General features: G+C 33.5%; 12 protein-coding genes. 5 read left to right on the plus strand and 7 right to left on the minus strand.

What is annotated here, in order from left to right:
* Positions 1 to 445 precede the first annotated feature (445 nt).
* From BUA86_RS00140 to BUA86_RS00150, 3 genes are all read right to left on the minus strand, one after another.
* Positions 446 to 2,182, minus strand: a complete 1,737-nt coding sequence (locus BUA86_RS00140) for a tail fiber domain-containing protein (protein ID WP_083580255.1) — start codon at positions 2,180 to 2,182, stop codon at positions 446 to 448.
* A gap of 244 nt (positions 2,183 to 2,426) precedes the next feature.
* On the minus strand, positions 2,427 to 3,443 hold the full coding sequence (locus BUA86_RS00145; RefSeq protein ID WP_072928721.1) for a tail fiber domain-containing protein: 1,017 nt from the start codon (positions 3,441 to 3,443) through the stop codon (positions 2,427 to 2,429).
* An 81-nt stretch (positions 3,444 to 3,524) separates the two neighbouring features.
* Entirely contained in the window at positions 3,525 to 4,520 is a 996-nt protein-coding gene (locus BUA86_RS00150) for a tail fiber domain-containing protein (protein WP_072928722.1), read from the minus strand.
* 664 nt (positions 4,521 to 5,184) lie between these two features.
* On the opposite strand from BUA86_RS00150, the gene BUA86_RS00155 reads away from it, so the two are divergent.
* From BUA86_RS00155 to BUA86_RS00170, 4 genes are all read left to right on the plus strand, one after another.
* Entirely contained in the window at positions 5,185 to 6,723 is a 1,539-nt protein-coding gene (locus BUA86_RS00155; protein ID WP_072928723.1) for a fibrinogen-like YCDxxxxGGGW domain-containing protein, read from the plus strand.
* A 297-nt stretch (positions 6,724 to 7,020) separates the two neighbouring features.
* Positions 7,021 to 8,616 carry a fibrinogen-like YCDxxxxGGGW domain-containing protein gene (locus tag BUA86_RS00160; protein ID WP_143147205.1) on the plus strand — a complete coding sequence of 532 codons (1,596 nt, stop codon included), beginning with the start codon at positions 7,021 to 7,023 and terminating at the stop codon, positions 8,614 to 8,616.
* Positions 8,617 to 8,725: 109 nt separating this feature from the next.
* Positions 8,726 to 10,285 carry a fibrinogen-like YCDxxxxGGGW domain-containing protein gene (locus BUA86_RS00165; RefSeq protein ID WP_143147206.1) on the plus strand — a complete coding sequence of 520 codons (1,560 nt, stop codon included), beginning with the start codon at positions 8,726 to 8,728 and terminating at the stop codon, positions 10,283 to 10,285.
* A 544-nt stretch (positions 10,286 to 10,829) separates the two neighbouring features.
* Positions 10,830 to 11,312: a hypothetical protein gene (locus BUA86_RS00170; protein ID WP_072928726.1), complete on the plus strand. Its 483-nt coding sequence runs from the start codon at positions 10,830 to 10,832 to the stop codon at positions 11,310 to 11,312.
* On the opposite strand, the gene BUA86_RS00175 is transcribed toward BUA86_RS00170, so the two are convergent.
* A complete protein-coding gene (locus tag BUA86_RS00175) occupies positions 11,284 to 11,799 on the minus strand; it encodes a hypothetical protein (protein ID WP_143147207.1) in 516 nt (171 codons plus the stop codon). The genes BUA86_RS00170 and BUA86_RS00175 overlap by 29 nt on opposite strands.
* A gap of 100 nt (positions 11,800 to 11,899) precedes the next feature.
* Here BUA86_RS00175 and BUA86_RS00180 point away from each other — a divergent pair, with 100 nt between their 5' ends.
* Positions 11,900 to 12,463, plus strand: a complete 564-nt coding sequence (locus tag BUA86_RS00180; protein WP_072928728.1) for a DUF3575 domain-containing protein — start codon at positions 11,900 to 11,902, stop codon at positions 12,461 to 12,463.
* 67 nt (positions 12,464 to 12,530) lie between these two features.
* Here the strand turns inward: BUA86_RS00180 and BUA86_RS00185 are convergent, their stop codons facing one another.
* The 3 genes from BUA86_RS00185 to rpoC all read right to left on the minus strand — a co-directional run bounded on the left by BUA86_RS00185 (position 12,531) and on the right by rpoC (position 18,645).
* Positions 12,531 to 13,841 carry a dihydrolipoamide acetyltransferase family protein gene (locus BUA86_RS00185; protein ID WP_072928730.1) on the minus strand — a complete coding sequence of 437 codons (1,311 nt, stop codon included), beginning with the start codon at positions 13,839 to 13,841 and terminating at the stop codon, positions 12,531 to 12,533.
* Positions 13,842 to 14,074: 233 nt separating this feature from the next.
* Entirely contained in the window at positions 14,075 to 14,368 is a 294-nt protein-coding gene (locus tag BUA86_RS00190) for a DUF3467 domain-containing protein (protein ID WP_072928732.1), read from the minus strand.
* Positions 14,368 to 18,645, minus strand: coding sequence for a DNA-directed RNA polymerase subunit beta' (gene rpoC / locus BUA86_RS00195; protein ID WP_072928734.1), 4,278 nt, complete (start codon positions 18,643 to 18,645; stop codon positions 14,368 to 14,370). Before rpoC ends, BUA86_RS00190 begins: the two co-directional genes overlap by 1 nt.
* Between the last annotated feature and the right edge of the window lie 14 nt (positions 18,646 to 18,659).

Raw genomic sequence — 18,659 nt, forward strand, 5'->3', positions numbered from 1 at the left:
AAATTTGAAATTGAAAGTTCGAGATTGTTTTTTTTGTCTAATTTCTCGATACAATTTTTCTTCATTTTCATTTCGAAAAATCACTCGAAAAGACAGAAAACTACACCTTACAACTCTAATCTCTTCAAACGTTCAGCGTTTAGCCTTAACCCATTTATCGAAACTACACTTCGGCAAAACTTTTAAATTTGAAGTTGGAAGCTCGAGGTTGTTTTTTTTGTCTAATTTCTCGATACAATTTTTCTTCATTTTCATTTCGAAAAATCACTCGAAAAGACAGAAAACTACACCTTACAACTCTAATCTCTTCAAACGTTCAGCGTTTAGCCTTCCAACACATCACTCAAAACTTCTAACTTCTAATTTCTACAAATAAAAAAATGACTTGAGATTCCTCCCAAGCCATTTATTACATGAAGACATAACCAACCCCCTTCATAAAAACCTATTTCTTTCTCTCATCTCTTAGATAAGTATTTTCTTTTTTTAAAGCATTTAATTCTGCTTCTATCACTTTTATTTTTTCATTTAATGCTTTTATAGACTCTACAAAAATAGCATCATAATCTCCGTAAGCCGTTTGCAAATAACCTTGTTTATCTGTTGTTACTTTTTCAGGAAATACTTGTTGTATATTTTGCGCTATAAAACCTATTTGTTTTTCTTTTGGTCTTTCTGTCCCAGTTTTATCATCGTTCCAATAATACGTTACACCTTCTAGCTTAGTTAATTTACTTAACGCATCCTCTCCAGAAATTGGTTGTATATCCTTTTTTAAACGTGAATCTGAATTTGCAAGAAATGCACCTGCTGTTGTTTTAGAAGCTTCTCCGTTTATCTCTAATCTATTTGTCTCAGCTGCTCTTCCCATCCCAATTAAACCTTCAGAAGAAATGATCATTCTTGCTTGAGTAACTATAGTTCCTAAAGGAACAGTATGAAATCGTAAAGAACTTCCTTGTGCACTTGTTGTAAAAGTTTCTGCTGCTATTGATTGTATACTTGAATTTGATTGTATTGGATCTCCTTGGTAACCACTTCCTGTATTACCAACAAACGTAATCGCACCTAATATATCATTTGTTGTAACTGCACCATGTACATTTGTATCTGAAGATTTATTTCTTCTTAAAGAAATATAAGGAGGGTTAGTTGGGCCATTATTTGACCTTTCTGAAATAATTCCGTTCGCAGCTGTTGTATTAATATGGAATTGTCCAGCTGGTGTTCCTGTCCCTACTCCTATTCTACCTTGATCTGTAATTGTCATTCTAAGCGCATTAATCACAGATCCTCTAGGAACTGTCCTAAATTCCATAAGACTTCCTTTAGCCGTTTCTCTAAAATTTTCTACAGCTGATACTAATATTGACGAATTAGAATTTCTTACATCTCCTGAATAACCATCGCCAGTATTTCCAGAAAAAACAAGTGCTCCTAAAGCATCATTCGCAGCTACTGCTCCATTCTCTCTAGCAGTAGAAGCTTTATTTTTCTTTAAAATTAAATAGGGTGGAGCATTATCAATCGACCATCTCTCTGATATAATTCCTTCAGGAGAGTTAGTAGAAATATGTAATTGACCATTTGGAGTCTCTGTCCCTATTCCCACTCTACTTCTGTCAGTAATTGTCATTCCAACATTACTAGTAATAGTACCTGCTGCAACTGTAGTAAATTTTAATAAACTTCCTTGATTAGTTGTTGAAAAATTTTCAGCTGCTATTGACTGTATACTTGAATTGGTATGTATAGGATCTCCTTGATAACCATTCCCTGTATTTCCAGAAAAAGTTATAGCGCCTAATATATCATTCACAGCAGCTGCTTCATTTGTACTTAAGTCACTAGATCTATTTCTTCTAAAGTTAATATAAGGTGGAGAATTAGGATTTGTATTCGCTCTTTCTGAAATAATTCCATTAGGTCCAGTTGTAGAAACATGAAGCTGACCAGCTGGAGCTGTTCTATTTATTCCTACTCTACCTTGATCGGTTACTGTTACCGTCTCTGTATTATCGGAATTGCTTATTCTCATTGATTTTGTTGCAGCAGTACTACCTGTGCTTAAGATATCTAATGTTGCCTGAGGTGTTGCGGTATTTATTCCTACTTGGGAAAAAACAATACCTGATAAGATCATATTAGACAACACAAAAAGTCTAAATGTAGATTTGTTCATTAAATTAGTATTAGAGTTAAGATTTTGTAAATGTATATATTTTTATTTAAAAAAACAATAAATAACTAATGATTTTCAATACTTTACAACTTATAAAGTATTTACTAAATGGTAATTACAGGTTATCAATTAAACGTGTGAGATGTAATCTATACATTCTACTCATAACTCATAAAAAATGACTTAAGATTTCTCCTAAGTCATTTATGTTTCTACATATTTATAATCTTCAATAAAAAATAACCTATTTCTTTTCTTTATTTTTCTTTTCTTTATTTTTTAGTTCAGTATTTTCTTTTTCCAGTTTTTCTATTAAACCAGTTAACAATGTAATTCTATCATTTATTTTTTTTAGAGATTCTACAAAAATCGCATCGTAGTCGCCATAAGCCGTTTGTAAATACCCTTCTTTATCTGTTGTTACTTTGTCTGGGAATACTTGTTGTATATTTTGCGCTATAAAACCAATTTGTTTTTCTTTTGGTCTATCTATTCCTGTTTTATCATCGTTCCAATAATAGGTTACACCTTCTAATTTGGTTAATTTATTTAGAGCTTCTTCACCAGAAATTGTTTGTATATCCTTTTTTAAACGTGCATCCGAATTCGCTATAAATGCTCCTGCTGTTGTTTTAGAAGCCTCTCCATTCACCTCTAATCTATTAGTTGTTGGCGTTCTTCCTATCCCCACCAAACCTTCAGAAGATATTCTCATTCTAACAACATTTGATGCAGATCCATTAGCAACGGTATAAAATAACATATTACTTCCTTGCGCAGTTGGTGTAAAGTTTTGTGCAGCAATAACTTGTATATTAGAGTTTGAACTTAACGCATCTCCGGCATAACCACTTCCTGTATTTCCTGCAAAGGTAATTACACCTAATACATCATTCGCTACAACTGCTCCATCCACAGCCGGATCAGTAGATCTATTATTTCTTAAAGAAATATAAGAAGGAGCCGTAGCAACTGTATTTGCTCTCTCCGAAATAATACCATTAGCAGCTGTTGTTGCAACATGAAATTGACCAGCAGGAGCTGTTCTTCCTATTCCCACTCTACCTTGGTCGGTTACGGTTACCGTCTCTGTATTATCGGAATTGCTTATTCTCATTGATTTAGTTGCAGCAGTATTACCAGCACCAACAATATCTAATGTAGCCTGAGGTGTTGCAGTATTTATTCCAACCTGAGAATAAGTAAAACCTGATAATAATATACTGGATAAGGTAAAAAGTCTAATTATAGATTTTTTCATAATACATATTGGTTTTAGGTTTATTATTTTAGATGTAAAAAAACAAGATAATATGATCTTCACATTTAACAAGTAAAGTATCTATTCGTTTTTTTTCAGCTTTTTATTTTCTTTTTCTAAATTTTCTAATCTGCCAGTTAATTTGATCACTTTATTGTTTAATTCTTTTATAGATTCTACAAAAATCGCATCGTAATCGCCATAAGCCGTTTGTAAATACCCTTGTTTATCTGTTGTTACTTTATCTGGGAATACTTCTTGTATATTTTGCGCTATAAAACCAATTTGTTTTTCTTTTGGTCTATCTATTCCTGTTTTATCATCGTTCCAATAATAGGTTACACCTTTTAATTTGGTTAATTTATTTAATGCTTCTTCACCAGAAATTGGTTGTATATCCTTTTTTAAACGTGCATCCGAATTCGCTATAAATGCTCCTGCTGTTGTTTTTGAAGCCTCTCCATTTACCTCTAATCTATTGGTTGTTGGCGTTCTTCCTATCCCCACCAAACCTTCAGAAGAAATTGTCATTCTAACAGCACTTAATGCAGATCCATTAGCAACGGTATAAAATAACATACTACTTCCTTGTGTTGCAGCTGTAAAATCTTGTGCAGCAACAACTTGTATACTTGAATTTGAACCTAATGCATCTCCGACATAGCCACTTCCTGTATTTCCTGCAAAGCTAATTACACCTAATATATCATTCGCTGCAACTGCTCCATTTATAGCTGGATCTACAGATCTATTTTTTCTTAAAGAAATATAAGAAGGAGCCGTAGCACCTGTATTTGCTCTCTCCGAAATAATACCATTAGCCGCAGTTGTCACAACATGCAATTGCCCAGCTGGAACTGTAGATCCTATCCCCACTCTACCTTGATCGGTTACTGTTACCGTTTCGGTAGCACTGGAATTATTTATCCTCATGGATTTGGTTGCAGCAGTATTACCAGGACTATTAATATCTAACGTTGCTTGAGGTGTCTCTGTATTTATTCCGACTTGGGAAAAAGCTACACTAGATAATAAGACATTAGACAATATAAAAAGTCTAATTGTAGATTTTTTCATATTATTTGGTTTTTAAGGTTAAGGTTTATTGAACAAATGTAATCTATTTTTCACATAAAACAATAATTCGTTTAAGGAATTAAACATAAAGGTTAAGTGTTTAATTTTTTAAGGGTTAGAGGTTACACTGTAATTTTCTGTCTTTTCCACTCAAAACTCATAACTTTATAAACTTGAAATAGGGAGCTCGAGATTGGTATTTTTGTCTAATTTCTCTATACAATTTTTCTCCATTTTCATTTCGAAAAAACACTCGAAAAGACAGAAATTACATTATGATTTTTAACCTTACATCTTTATCCTTTAAGCGTTCAGCGTTTACCTTTACCCTTCCCCTTACAACTCATAACTCATAACTTTATAAATTTGAAATTGGGAGCTCGAGATTGGTATTTTTGTCTAATTTCTCGATACAATTTTTCTCCATTTTCATTTCGAAAAAACACTCGAAAAGACAGAAATTACATTATGATTTTTAACCTTACAGCTTTATCCTTTAAGCATTCAGCGTTTACCCTTCCCCTTAAACACTTAAACACCTAAACACTTACCTCCTTACAACTCATAACCCATAATTCATAAAACCTTTAATATGTTATTGTTTTTTTTTGTTTTATAACAAAAAACGTTATATTTTTACCAAACCAAACCTAAAATACTAACTATGAAAAAAATACTATTCTTTTTTTTCCTTTATCTTGCCTATCATTCATATAGCCAAGTCGGAATCGGTAATTCAACACCAAGAGGTGCATTAGATATTAACCGACCTACAACAAACACATACGGATTAGTGTTACCTACAAATTCTTCTGTAACAAATATTGTTAATCCTCGTGGTGGAGCAATAGCTCCTGCTACAACTATCTATGAAAGCTCAAACGATTGTATAAGACATTACAGACAATCTGCATGGTCTAATTGTTTACTAACAGAAAACGGTAGTCTATTTAACATTAGCAAGGTAGAACAAGCAAGTACATTTACTGGTACATATAAAAGTAATGTTGCTATGACAACTGCTAATACTTATGTGGTAGGTATAAAAAATGAGTCGCCTACAGCTGTATCTATTACCTTATCTACCTTCGATCTTAAACTTTCTGGGGTGGAAGGCATATCTGTTGCATCTGTAGCCCCTGCTACTGTCACTATACAGCCAGGACAAACTGCTCTAGCAACATACAGATTAACAGGCACGCCTACAACTTGTGGAACACTTACGGGTACTTGGAATAAAATGAAACTAAACCATACTGCAACTGTAGATGTTCTTGCAAATCCTACTTACCAATGTAACTTAGGTTCTTGGAATAACACTGTAGCTCCTGAATATAGAATAAACGGATTAATACCAGGCGTATCTTACACAGGTACTTATACCATACCTTATACGGGTAGTAGCGAATCTGATTGTGAATTACAATTACCTGCAGAAACCATTACACAAGACGGGTTAACATTAACCTACACTGGTGGTCCTGTTTCACCTACAGGGACTATTACCTATACATTATCGGGTACCTATACTGGTCCTAATAATGGGGCTATAACTTTTACTACAGCAAGTGGTTGCCAAATATACTTAGGTCCATGCCGTTCATGTAAAGAATTAATAAATTTATTTCCTGGCACACCAAGCGGTGTATATACTTTTAATTTATATAAAGGTGTATCTACTAGTTCTTACATTCATAACTTATATTGTGATATGACGACAAATGGTGGTGGTTGGACTTTAGTATCTCGTAATGGTTCAAGTTCTAGATTTGGACAATCAGGAAGAAACACTATCTCTGAACCTACTGACAATGGTTATATATTTCGTTCAATTCTTATTTTAATAGCAAATGCTGGTACTCAAGTACAATTAAGATCGGGTAGCTCTCCAACAAATTATGCACATAGAATAACTTCTCAACCAGAAGGTCCAGCTATACTTGCATTAAGAAGTTCAGACAATACAAATGCAGGCTCTGGAACTTGGCATAGAAGTGGAGTTATTCAAGATTTTATGAATAATACTACTATTAGCCCTACAGGTTCTTGGAGTTGGGCAGTATCCTGTCAGTCTACTGCTGCAGGTTGGCCTAGAATGTTTCATGCATGTGGAAATACTAACAGTGTACATTGGTATATGGATGTAATAACAGAGAATAGAACTTCTTCTGGTGATTCATGGGCTTCTACATGGATAAGATAATAACTATCAATTCATTTGGGATGCAAAAGCTCTTTATCAATAAAAAGAGCTTTTGCACTTACCTAAGTAAAAACATTATTTAATATTCTTAAGAAACATAATCTTAATTCAATTTAGATAAATCAACAACAAATGTAAAAATTGTTATGCTGAGCCTGTCGAAGTATCATTAACTTCTCTTTGATTTTTAACTAAATGAGATCATGAAACGACATTTCTAATTGGCTAAATACAACACATTACAATAAAAACAAGATTAACATTAAAAATTATTGTTTAATACCAACATAACCAACTATGAAAAAAATATTATTCTTTTTAGTTCTCCATCTTAGCTATTTATCGTTTAGTCAGGTGGGTATAGGTACTACAACTCCTAGAGGAGATTTAGATATTAATACCCCACTTACTAATATCTATGGACTGGTATTACCTACTAATGCTTCTCCTACAAACATACAAAATCCACAAGGAGAAAGTATCGCGTTTGGAACAATGATGTACGACAGTTCTGCTAATTGTATAAGATACTATGAGAAAAACATACAAAATGATGTTTCTGAAGCGAGATGGTCAAATTGTTTACTTACAGACAGAGAAAACCCTCCGTCTATTGATTATATTGCTGTCCCCCCTGCTTTTACAGGTAATTATACCCAAAATGTTGCTATGACATCGGCTAACACGTTTAGAGTTGCCATTACAAATATATCTTTTACTACTGTAACAATAAGCTTAGCACGAACAGATTTAATACTTGCTGGGATAGAAGGGATAGAAGTATCTGCTGTATCACCAACAACAGTTACATTAACCCCAGGACAAGTACAATTGTTAACCTATACATTAACTGGGACACCTACAAACTGTGGACCATTAATTGGTACATGGAAAAAACTAAATTTACAATACACAGCAAGTACGACTGTAAAACCAAACATAACTTATACTTGTGCATCTGGAACTTGGGGAAATACGGTATCACCAGAATATAGATTAAATGGTTTAGTACCAGGTGAATCCTATACAGGTACTTATACGATACCTTACACAGGTAGCGATGCTTCTAGTTGTGATTTACCTGCAGAAACAATTACACGAGATGGCTTAACATTAAGCTATCCTGGTGGTCCTGTTTCATCTACAGGGACTATTACCTATACATTAACGGGTACCTATACTGGTTCTGAAAGCCAAGCACAAGCAACATTTGTTACCGCAAGTGGTTGCCAAATTTATTTAGGTCCATCTAGTTCTTGTAAAGATATACTAACAAAATTACCTGGCACACCAGATGGGGTATATAGAATAGATGTTGATCAACAAGGGACTACTTACGGAACATTAAGCGCACAATGCGATATGACAACAGATGGTGGGGGATGGACTATGGTCTTAAATTACTTACATTTGGGTGGTACTAATCCTGCTGTTTCTATTAGAACTACTTTACCAGTTATAGGAAATTCTACATTAGGAGGTAATGAAGCTGGGAATGAAACTTTTTGGGGCCATGTAAACAGGGCTTTACAAACCGCTTTACGACCTTCAGAATATCGTTTCTACGGAATTACAAATGGACATAACAGGGTGATCCATTTTAAAACTGCTCATACTGGTAGTATAACTAAATTTACTACTGGAGTAGGAAATGCAAGTGGTTTACAAAATTCATTTACACCACTTGATGGGCATACAGGTATTTTACCTGCAGCAGCAAATACATTTTTTAATTCTAGTGCTAATCTCGAATTAACATTTCACCCTTTCTACTTCTCTCCGACACCTGTAGCAACTAACCTTTGGAGTATAAGTGCTAGTTCTAGATGGGAAGTAGATGATGCTCCTAGTAATGCTTCTCGCAGTACACTCCATAGAGTATGGGTAAGATAATAACGAACAATTTTTTTGGTATGCAAAAGTTCTCTCAACCAACAAGAGCTTTTGCATTTACCAAATTAAAATTCTGAAGAAACATAATTTTAACTTAACACTACCAACTATGAAAAAAATATTATTATTTTTAGTTCTCCATCTTAGCTATTTATCATTTAGCCAAGTGGGAATAGGCACTACAACTCCTAGAGGTGCTTTAGACATTAATAACCCAACTACTGCTATTTTCGGATTAGTATTACCAACAAATGATTCTCCTGATAACATGATAAATCCACAAGGGGGAAATATCGCATTTGGAACTATAATGTATGATAGTAAAGACGATTGTATAAGATATTACCAAACAAACACAGCAAATGATAGTATAGAAAAATGGTCTTCTTGTATTTTAAAAGCAACTGATAGAAATGCTTTTAAATTAAATTATATTCCTATAGGCAAATCTTTTACAAGCAATTATAAAAAAGGTGTTACGATGACAGCTGCCAATACATTTAGAATTGCTGTTACTAACGAAGGCTATTCTCCTGTAACTGTTAACTTTTCACCTAGTGATTTAGTACTTTCTGGTATAGAAGGAATTACAGCAACCTCTGTATCTCCTACATCGGCTACTTTAAATGCAGGTGCCACTGTAGAACTTACGTATAGATTATCTGGTGCCCCTGCTGATTGTGGAATTTTAACAGGTACTTGGACAAAATTAGATTTACAATACTCAGCTCCTGTAAATGTAGCACCAAGTCCAATCTACAATTGTACACAAGGATCTTGGAATGAATCTGTAATACCAGAAGAATATAAATTAAATGGTTTAATTTCTGGGCAATCATATACAGGTACCTATACTATTCCTTACACAGACGATACCGAATCTAATTGTGATATACCTGCAGAAACAATTACAAAAGATGGATTAACATTAACATACACTGGTGGTCCTGTTTCCGCTACCGGGACTATTACCTATACATTATCTGGTACCTATACAGGTCGTAACAATGGATCTGTAACTTTTGTTACAAACACAGGATGTTGGATTTATTTAGGTCCATTTGGAAGTTGTAAGGAATTATTAGAAAAGATACCTGATACACCAAGTGGTTTATATTATTTTGATTTACATAAAAACGTGAATACTTCTCCTTATATTAATAGACTATATTGTGATATGACGACTGATGGTGGAGGTTGGGCTTTAGTAGCTCGTAATGGATCTACCTCTAGAACAGGTCAAACTGCAAGAAATCTTATTTCTGAACCAACTGATAATGGATATCTACCTCGTACAACTGTTACTTTAATTGCAAATACTGGTAGTCAAGTACAATTAAGATCGGGTAATTCTCCAACAAATTATGCTCATAAAATAACTTCGCAACCAGGTGGTGCAGCTATACTTGCATTAAGAAGTGGAGGAAATGTAAACGGAGGCTCTGCAACTTGGCACAGAGCTGGGGCTGTTCAAGATTTTATGAATAATCCTACTATTCGACCAATTGGAACTTGGAATTGGGAAGTATCTTGTCAAACAAGTGCTGTTGGTTGGCCTAAGATGTATCATTCATGTGGAATTACTAATAATGTGCATTGGTTAATGGACTTTATAGAGGAAAATCGAACTTCAATAAGTGATCCATGGGCTTCTACATGGATAAGGTAAAAATTTTATCTTTGTAACTTTTAGTTTTTTAGAAATAATCGGAAGATCATTCTTCCGGTTATTTTTTTTGTAATATAGATTTGAGATTGTAAATACGAGATATTAGATTTTGATATTTCTAATAATGTGTTGATGTGTTGATGTGGTAATTTGTTAATTTGTTAATGTGTTGATGTGGTAATTTGTTAATTTGTTAATGTGTTGATGTGGTAATTTGTTAATGTGTTGATGTGGTAATTTGTTAATGTGTTAATGTGTTGATGTGGTAATTTGTTAATGTGGTAATGTGGTAATGTGGCAATGTGTTTAAGTGTTAATGTGGTAATGTGGTAATGTGGTAATGTGGTAATGTGGTAATGTGGTAATGTGGTAATGTGGTAATGTGGTAATGTGGTAATGTGGTAATGTGTTTAAGGCACAACTTAATTCTTAATTCTTAATTCTTAATTCTTAATTCTTAATTCTTAATTCTTAATTCTTAATTCTTAATTCTTAATTCTTAATTCTTAATTAATATTTATCTAAAATAGATTAATTTTACACCATGAAAAAAATTATTGCATTATTCATTCTTCTATTTAGTTTTCAAGTTAAAGCTCAGAAAGAGTTAACGGAATACTTTACAATTAATTTAGGATATGAAACCTGGAATGGTAATTATGGGAAAGTTGGAACAGATTTATTTCTAGTTCAACAAAACAATAATATTTTGACATTTAGTGCAAATGCCAATTTAGGATATATGCAAGATAAGTTTAGAGTAATTCCAGAGATAGGTGCAGGTTATATGTTCAACTTCAGAAATAATACTGCCGATCCATATAGCTCTCATTTTAATTCTGCATTCTATGTAATTCGTGGCGAAGTTTCTCCATGGACAATTACACCAAAAGCTGGAATTGCAATTTTGAGTATTTTAGAATTTAATGCTGGATATTCTTTCGAATTTAGAGAAAACAAAGATTTCAAAAATATGAATGGTATTAGAGCTGGTTTAGTTATTCACCTCCCAACTCAGCTTTTTTAGCCGATCTTACTTTTTTACGTAATTCTTTTAAACGAAGATATAAATCAGATGTAGAAATATTTTCTTCTATCGCTTTAAAAACAAATCCACCTCTATCTATATAAAAGAATATAATCGCTTCGTGATCTGCAATTTTAAATGCGTTAGTAATTCCGTTTATTTTATTTTCTACCCAAGACATTTTGCATGTTTGTAAATCGAACACATGATCCTCATTCCCCAAAATATCTTTAAAGTATACTTTTTCTCCTAAGACATATAATACACCACTTCCTTGGAAAGATTTCATTTTTAAAAATCTACCTTGTGGGCGACCAATATTATAACGAACAACAGATTTTATTGCAACATTATCTGGCAAACTTTCCATAATATGCTGTCCATTTTTCTCTCTCACCTTAGCGTCTGATATGGCAATAATGAAAAATACCGATACGAAAAGCCCGAAAATCAATAAGATAATTAAAATTGATAATAAAGTTGCCATAATGTGATTTATATTAGGATAAAGTTATAAAAAACCTCGAACTATACTCTATTTTTAAACCATTTTTTTACCTTAGCCCAAAAATTACTAAATTCAACCAATGAAAAAATTATTTTGGATATTACTTCCAACATTAATCTTCGCTCAAAGAAAAGATACACAAGTAAAAATAAACGCACTTACGGCTCCTATTGGAATTGCCAATTTTGGTATAGAACACGCATTTACAAATAATATTACAGTACAAGCAGATGCTTTAATCTCTCCTTGGAAATCTTTTGCAGATAATCATTTACAGATTTACATGGGATTTTTAGAAGGTAGATATTACTTTAGTTCTGCTATGAATAAATTTTATGTAGGACCTAATATTGGTTTAGGTTTTTATGACATACAGAAATGGAATTACTGGAATACAAATAAATATCAACGAGGTGTTGCTTTTGTAGCTGGTGCAACCGTAGGATATCAATTTCAAATTAACGAACATTGGGGAATTGATGCCTTTATAGGAGGAGGACATTCTGAAGGTAATTATAAAGGTTATAGAAAAGATGTACCTGAACGATATGATTCTGCACAAATATTTAATAAAAGTGGAGAATGGTTAATTTATCGTGGTGGAGTAATGCTTACGTATAAGTTTAAACGAAAAAATAAATAATCATATAAAAACAAAAAATCGAACTTAATAGTTCGATTTTTTATTTTTATATAGATAGTGTTTTATCCTAAATTGGGGTATTCATATCAAAACCTTCTAAGTATTCTGCAACACGTTTTACAAACATACCTCCTAATGCTCCATCAACAACACGGTGATCGTATGCATGAGATAAATACATTTTATGACGAATTGCAATCATATCTCCTTGTGGAGTTTCAATAACTGCTGGTTTCTTTACAATTGCTCCAACAGCTAAAATTGCAACCTGTGGTTGTGGAATAATTGGTGTTCCTAAAATATTTCCAAAAGTACCAATATTTGTTATTGTATAAGTACCTCCTTGTATTTCGTCTGGTTTTAATTTATTTGCTCTAGAACGACTTGCTAAATCATTTACTTGTTTTGCTAAACCTGCTAAATTATATTGATTTGCATTCTTTATAACTGGCACAATTAAATTTCCGCTTGGTAAAGCTGCTGCCATACCCACATTAATATTTTTCTTTTTGATGATTTTATCTCCATCAACAGAAACATTAATCATTGGGAAATCTTGAATTGCTTTTGTAACTGCTTCTATAAAAATTGGCATAAAAGTAATTTTCTCTCCATACTTTTTAGCAAACTCATTCTTATTTTTATCTCTCCACAAAACAATATTTGTCATATCCACTTCAACAAAAGATGTTACGTGTGGTGCAGTTTGTTTTGCTTGAAGCATATTTTGCGCAATTAGTTTACGCATTCTATCCATCTCTATAATCTCATCACCATCATTTATTATAGTTGGTGTAGCAGGAGCTGGACTAGTTTTTGAAACATCAACAGGTTGTTTTACTGCTGCTGTAGTTGAAGCAGCTGTTTGTGTTCCTTTATTTTTTACAAAATTTAGAATGTCATCTTTTGTAACACGACCTTCTTTACCAGAACCTACTATTTGATCTAGCTCACTTTGAGAAATTCCTTCTTCTTTTGCAATAGATTTTACTAAAGGTGAATAAAATTTATCATCAGTAGAAACAACAGTTGTTTCTGATTTTATAGTTTCTACATCTTTTTCTATTGTTTGTGCAGCTACTATTACTTCTTCTTTATCTGTTTCTGTAGTTGTCGTTTCTTCCTCTTCAACAACTCCATCAATACTTACAATTGCAATTGGTTCTCCGACTTTAGCAATTCCATCAACAGGAATTAAAATTTCCTTTAAAACTCCAGAAACTGGCGTTGGCACATCAGAATCAACTTTATCTGTAGCTATTTCTACAACAGATTCGTCTTCGGTGATTTTATCACCAATATTCTTTAACCAATTAGTTACTGTAGCTTCCATCACACCTTCTCCCATAGAAGGTAGAATTAATTTATAGTCAGACATACTTGTGTTTATTTGCTTCAGACAAATTTAAACATTTTTTTGATGCAAAAAAATAGTATAAAAATGTTTGATATTAATTTTATTAAACTATTCGTAAAAATTTTAGCTTATTTTATTAAAAAAGTAAAATACGTTAAATAAACACCTGAATATTTATCAGATTAATATTATTGCTAAAAAAAATCCCCCAATCTTATGATTGAGGGATTTTTGAAATATTAAGAAGTTTTTTCTTAAGCTTCGTAAGCAGCTGTACCGTTGTTTACTTGAGGTTCTTTGATTTCACCAAAGCTTTTCTCGAAGTTTACTACATTTTCAGCTAACGATTGAGATAATTGTTTCGCTTGTAATGGAGATAAAATGATACGAGATTTTACACTTGGTCTAGCACCTGGTAAAAATTGTACGAAATCTACAACGAACTCAGATGGTGAGTGGTTGATGATTGCTCCTGTTGCGTAAACACCTTGAGCAACTAATTCGTTTAACTCAATGTTTAATCCTTCGTTTTGTTGATTTTCTGACATTATAATTCTTGTTTTGCGTTTATTAATTCTTCGTATTCACGGTTAGATCCTACGATAATGTTTTGATATTCTTTAAGTCCAGTTCCTGCAGGAATTAAGTGTCCAACGATTACGTTTTCTTTTAATCCTACTAAACCATCTACTTTACCAGCTACAGCTGCTTCGTTAAGAACTTTTGTAGTTTCCTGGAACGATGCCGCAGACATGAAAGATTTAGTTTGTAAAGACGCTCTTGTAATACCTTGTAAAACTGCTTCTGCTGTTGCAGGCATTGCTTCACGAGCTGTTACTAAGTTTTTATCTTCACGTTTTAATTTAGAGTTTTCGTCACGTAATTCGCGAACTGAAATGATTTGTCCTGGTTTTAAATCAGTACTATCTCCAGCATCTTCAACTACTTTCATTCCAAAAAGAGCGTCATTCTCTCTCATGAAATCGTCTTTATGCTCTAAACTATCTTCTAAAAATCTTGAATCTCCTGAATCAACAATACGAACTTTACGTAACATTTGACGTACAATAATTTCGAAGTGTTTATCATCAATTTTTACACCTTGTAAACGATATACATCTTGAATTTCGTTTACTAAGTATTCTTGAACCGCTGTTGGTCCTAAGATTTTTAAAATATCTTCTGGCGTAATTGCTCCATCTGATAATGGTTCACCTGCACGAATAAAGTCATTTTCTTGTACTAATACTTGAGCAGATAATTTAACTAAGTAACGACGAACTTCACCATTTTTAGATTCAACGATGATTTCACGGTTACCACGTTTAATTTTACCAAATGTTACAACACCATCCATTTCACAAACAACTGATGGGTTTGATGGATTACGAGCCTCTAATAACTCTGTAATACGAGGTAAACCTCCTGTAATATCTCCAGATTTTGCAGATTTACGAGGAATCTTAACTAAGATCTTACCTGAGCTAATTTTCTCTCCATCATTTACCATTAAGTGTGCACCTACTGGTAAGTTGTAAGTTTTTTCTTCACCATCTACAGTGATTACTCTTAACGCTGGAACTAATTTTTTATTACGTGATTCAGAAATAACTTTTTCTTGGAATCCTGTTTGCTCATCAATTTCAATTTGGTAAGTAATACCTTGCTCTAATTGTTCATATTCGATTTTACCTGCAGTTTCTGCAATAATAACCCCATTATATGAATCCCAGCTTGCAATTTCTTGTCCTTTTTGAACTTTAGTTCCATTCTTAATAGATAAGATTGTACCGTAAGCGATGTTAGTTTGTTGACGAACGTTTCCTAATTCATCTATTAACTTCATCTCTGTAGAACGAGAAACAACGATATCTACTTTGTTTCCTGATTCGTCTTCAGATTCTACTGTACGTAAATCATCAAATTCTACAGTACCATCAACTTTCGCTTGAACTGTATTTTGCTCAGATACGTTACCTGCTGTACCCCCAACGTGGAAAGTACGTAATGTTAACTGTGTACCAGGTTCACCAATAGATTGTGCAGCAACTACACCTACAGATTCACCTTTCTGAACACCTTTACCTGTAGCTAAGTTACGTCCGTAACATTTAGCACAAATTCCAGTTTTCGCTTCACAAGTTAATGGAGAACGAACTTCAACATTTTCAATACCTGCAGCTTCAATAGCATCACCTACTTCTTCTGTTATGATACGTCCTGATTCGATGATTAACTCACCATTATCTGGATTATAAATGTCATTTAATGAAGTACGACCTAAGATACGAGAAGATAAACTTTCGATAATATCCTCTTTTTTCTTAAGAGCTGTTACTTCTAAACCTCTTAATGTACCACAATCTTCGTGCATTACGATAACGTCTTGTGCAACGTCAACTAAACGACGAGTTAAGTATCCCGCATCGGCTGTTTTTAAGGCAGTATCGGCAAGACCTTTACGTGCACCGTGCGAAGAAATAAAGTACTCTAAGATAGACAGACCTTCACGGAAGTTAGAGATAATTGGATTTTCGATGATATCCCCACCAGTAGAACCAGCTTTTTGAGGTTTAGCCATCAATCCACGCATACCTGATAACTGACGAATCTGCTCTTTAGATCCACGCGCTCCAGAATCAAGCATCATGAATACAGAGTTAAATCCTTGTTGATCTTCTGTCATACGTTTCATTACAATTTCTGTTAATGTTGCGTTTGTTGTTGTCCAAACATCAATAACTTGGTTGTAACGTTCGTTATTTGTAATAAGACCCATGTTATAGTTCATCTTGATGTTCTCAACTTGGTTGATTGCACCAGAGATAAGGTCTTTCTTTTGTTCTGGAATTAAGATATCTCCTAATGAGAAAGATAATCCTCCCTCAAAGGCATTACGATAACCTAATTGCTTCATATCATCAAGGAAAGCTGCTGTTGTAGGGAAATCAGTAATTTTGATGATTTTGTTAATGATTGTTCTTAACGATTTTTTCGTTAAAACTTCATTCACATATCCTACTTGAGCTGGAACGATTTGATTAAATAATACACGTCCAACAGAAGTTTCAACTAATTGATTTTCTATTAACTCTTCTCCTTGACGGATAGTTGTTTTTACACGAATTGGTGCATTTAAATCAACTGCTCCTTCGTTGTAAGCAATTTGTACCTCTTCATCAGAATAGAATGTTAATCCTTCACCTTTTACAGTAAATTGCTCATCAGTTCTACGGATCTTAGTCATGTAATAAAGACCCAAGACCATATCCTGAGAAGGTACAGTAATTGGAGAACCATTTGCAGGATTTAAAATGTTTTGAGAAGCTAACATTAATAATTGTGCTTCTAAAACAGCTTCTGGTCCTAATGGTAAGTGAACGGCCATCTGGTCACCATCGAAATCGGCATTGAAGGCAGTACACACTAATGGGTGTAAACGAATCGCTTTACCTTCGATTAATTTCGGTTGGAATGCTTGGATACCTAAACGGTGTAATGTAGGGGCACGGTTTAATAAAACTGGGTGACCTTTAATTACATTTTCTAAAATATCCCAAACAACTGGCTCTTTTCTATCTATAATTTTCTTAGCCGATTTAACTGTTTTTACAATTCCACGCTCGATTAATTTACGAACAACAAATGGTTTGTATAATTCAGCAGCCATATCTTTTGGTAAACCACATTCGTGTAATTTAAGTGTTGGTCCAACAACAATTACAGAACGAGCAGAATAATCCACACGTTTACCTAATAAATTTTGACGGAAACGACCTTGTTTACCTTTTAATGAATCAGATAATGATTTTAACGGACGGTTACCATCAGCTTTAACAGCAGATGCTTTACGTGTATTATCAAATAATGAATCTACCGCTTCTTGTAACATACGTTTTTCATTACGTAAGATTACTTCTGGCGCTTTAATTTCCATTAATCGTTTTAAACGATTGTTACGGATAATTACACGACGGTATAAATCATTTAAATCTGATGTTGCAAAACGACCTCCATCTAATGGAACTAATGGACGTAATTCTGGTGGAATAACCGGAATAACACGCATTACCATCCATTCTGGGCGGTTAACATGATGCATATTAGACTCACGTAACGCTTCAACAACTTGTAAACGTTTTAACGCTTCAGTACGACGTTGTTTAGATGTTTCGTTATGAGCTTTATGTCTTAATTCGTAAGATAATTCATCTAAGTTAATACGAGATAATAAGTCTTCTAATGCTTCAGCACCCATTCTCGCAACAAACTTATTAGGATCTGTATCTTCAAGATATTGATTCTCGATTGGAAGAGTTTCTAGGATATCTAAATATTCTTCTTCTGATAAGAAATCTAATCTGTTTAATTCTTCTCCTTCTGGTCCTTTTGCGATACCTGGTTGAATTACTACATATCTTTCGTAGTAAATTACCATATCTAATTTCTTAGATGGTAATCCTAAGATGTAACCAATTTTATTTGGTAAAGAACGGAAATACCAAATGTGTGCAATTGGAACAACTAAATTGATGTGTCCAATACGCTCACGACGAACTTTCTTTTCTGTAACTTCAACCCCACAACGGTCACAAACGATACCTTTATAACGGATTCTTTTATATTTTCCGCAGGCACATTCATAATCCTTTACAGGTCCAAAGATACGCTCACAGAATAACCCGTCACGCTCTGGTTTGTGCGTTCTATAGTTAATCGTTTCTGGCTTTAAAACTTCACCTTTAGATTCTTGTAGAATCGATTCTGGAGAAGCTAATCCAATACGAATTTTTGAGAATTGACTTGTTTTATTTTTTGTTGACATATAGAAATGTATCT

Source organism: Chishuiella changwenlii (assembly GCF_900142565.1).
Taxonomy (GTDB): Bacteria; Bacteroidota; Bacteroidia; order Flavobacteriales; family Weeksellaceae; genus Empedobacter; species Empedobacter changwenlii.

Bases quoted from the DNA above. Each gene is read 5' to 3' on its own strand.
- BUA86_RS00140 (WP_083580255.1), bottom strand. From the start codon at position 2,182: ATGAACAAATCTACATTTAGACTTTTTGTGTTGTCTAATATGATCTTA.
- BUA86_RS00145 (WP_072928721.1), bottom strand. From the start codon at position 3,443: ATGAAAAAATCTATAATTAGACTTTTTACCTTATCCAGTATATTATTA.
- BUA86_RS00150 (WP_072928722.1), bottom strand. From the start codon at position 4,520: ATGAAAAAATCTACAATTAGACTTTTTATATTGTCTAATGTCTTATTA.
- BUA86_RS00155 (WP_072928723.1), top strand. From the start codon at position 5,185: ATGAAAAAAATACTATTCTTTTTTTTCCTTTATCTTGCCTATCATTCA.
- BUA86_RS00160 (WP_143147205.1), top strand. From the start codon at position 7,021: ATGAAAAAAATATTATTCTTTTTAGTTCTCCATCTTAGCTATTTATCG.
- BUA86_RS00165 (WP_143147206.1), top strand. From the start codon at position 8,726: ATGAAAAAAATATTATTATTTTTAGTTCTCCATCTTAGCTATTTATCA.
- BUA86_RS00170 (WP_072928726.1), top strand. From the start codon at position 10,830: ATGAAAAAAATTATTGCATTATTCATTCTTCTATTTAGTTTTCAAGTT.
- BUA86_RS00175 (WP_143147207.1), bottom strand. From the start codon at position 11,799: ATGGCAACTTTATTATCAATTTTAATTATCTTATTGATTTTCGGGCTT.
- BUA86_RS00180 (WP_072928728.1), top strand. From the start codon at position 11,900: ATGAAAAAATTATTTTGGATATTACTTCCAACATTAATCTTCGCTCAA.
- BUA86_RS00185 (WP_072928730.1), bottom strand. From the start codon at position 13,841: ATGTCTGACTATAAATTAATTCTACCTTCTATGGGAGAAGGTGTGATG.
- BUA86_RS00190 (WP_072928732.1), bottom strand. From the start codon at position 14,368: ATGTCAGAAAATCAACAAAACGAAGGATTAAACATTGAGTTAAACGAA.
- rpoC (WP_072928734.1), bottom strand. From the start codon at position 18,645: ATGTCAACAAAAAATAAAACAAGTCAATTCTCAAAAATTCGTATTGGA.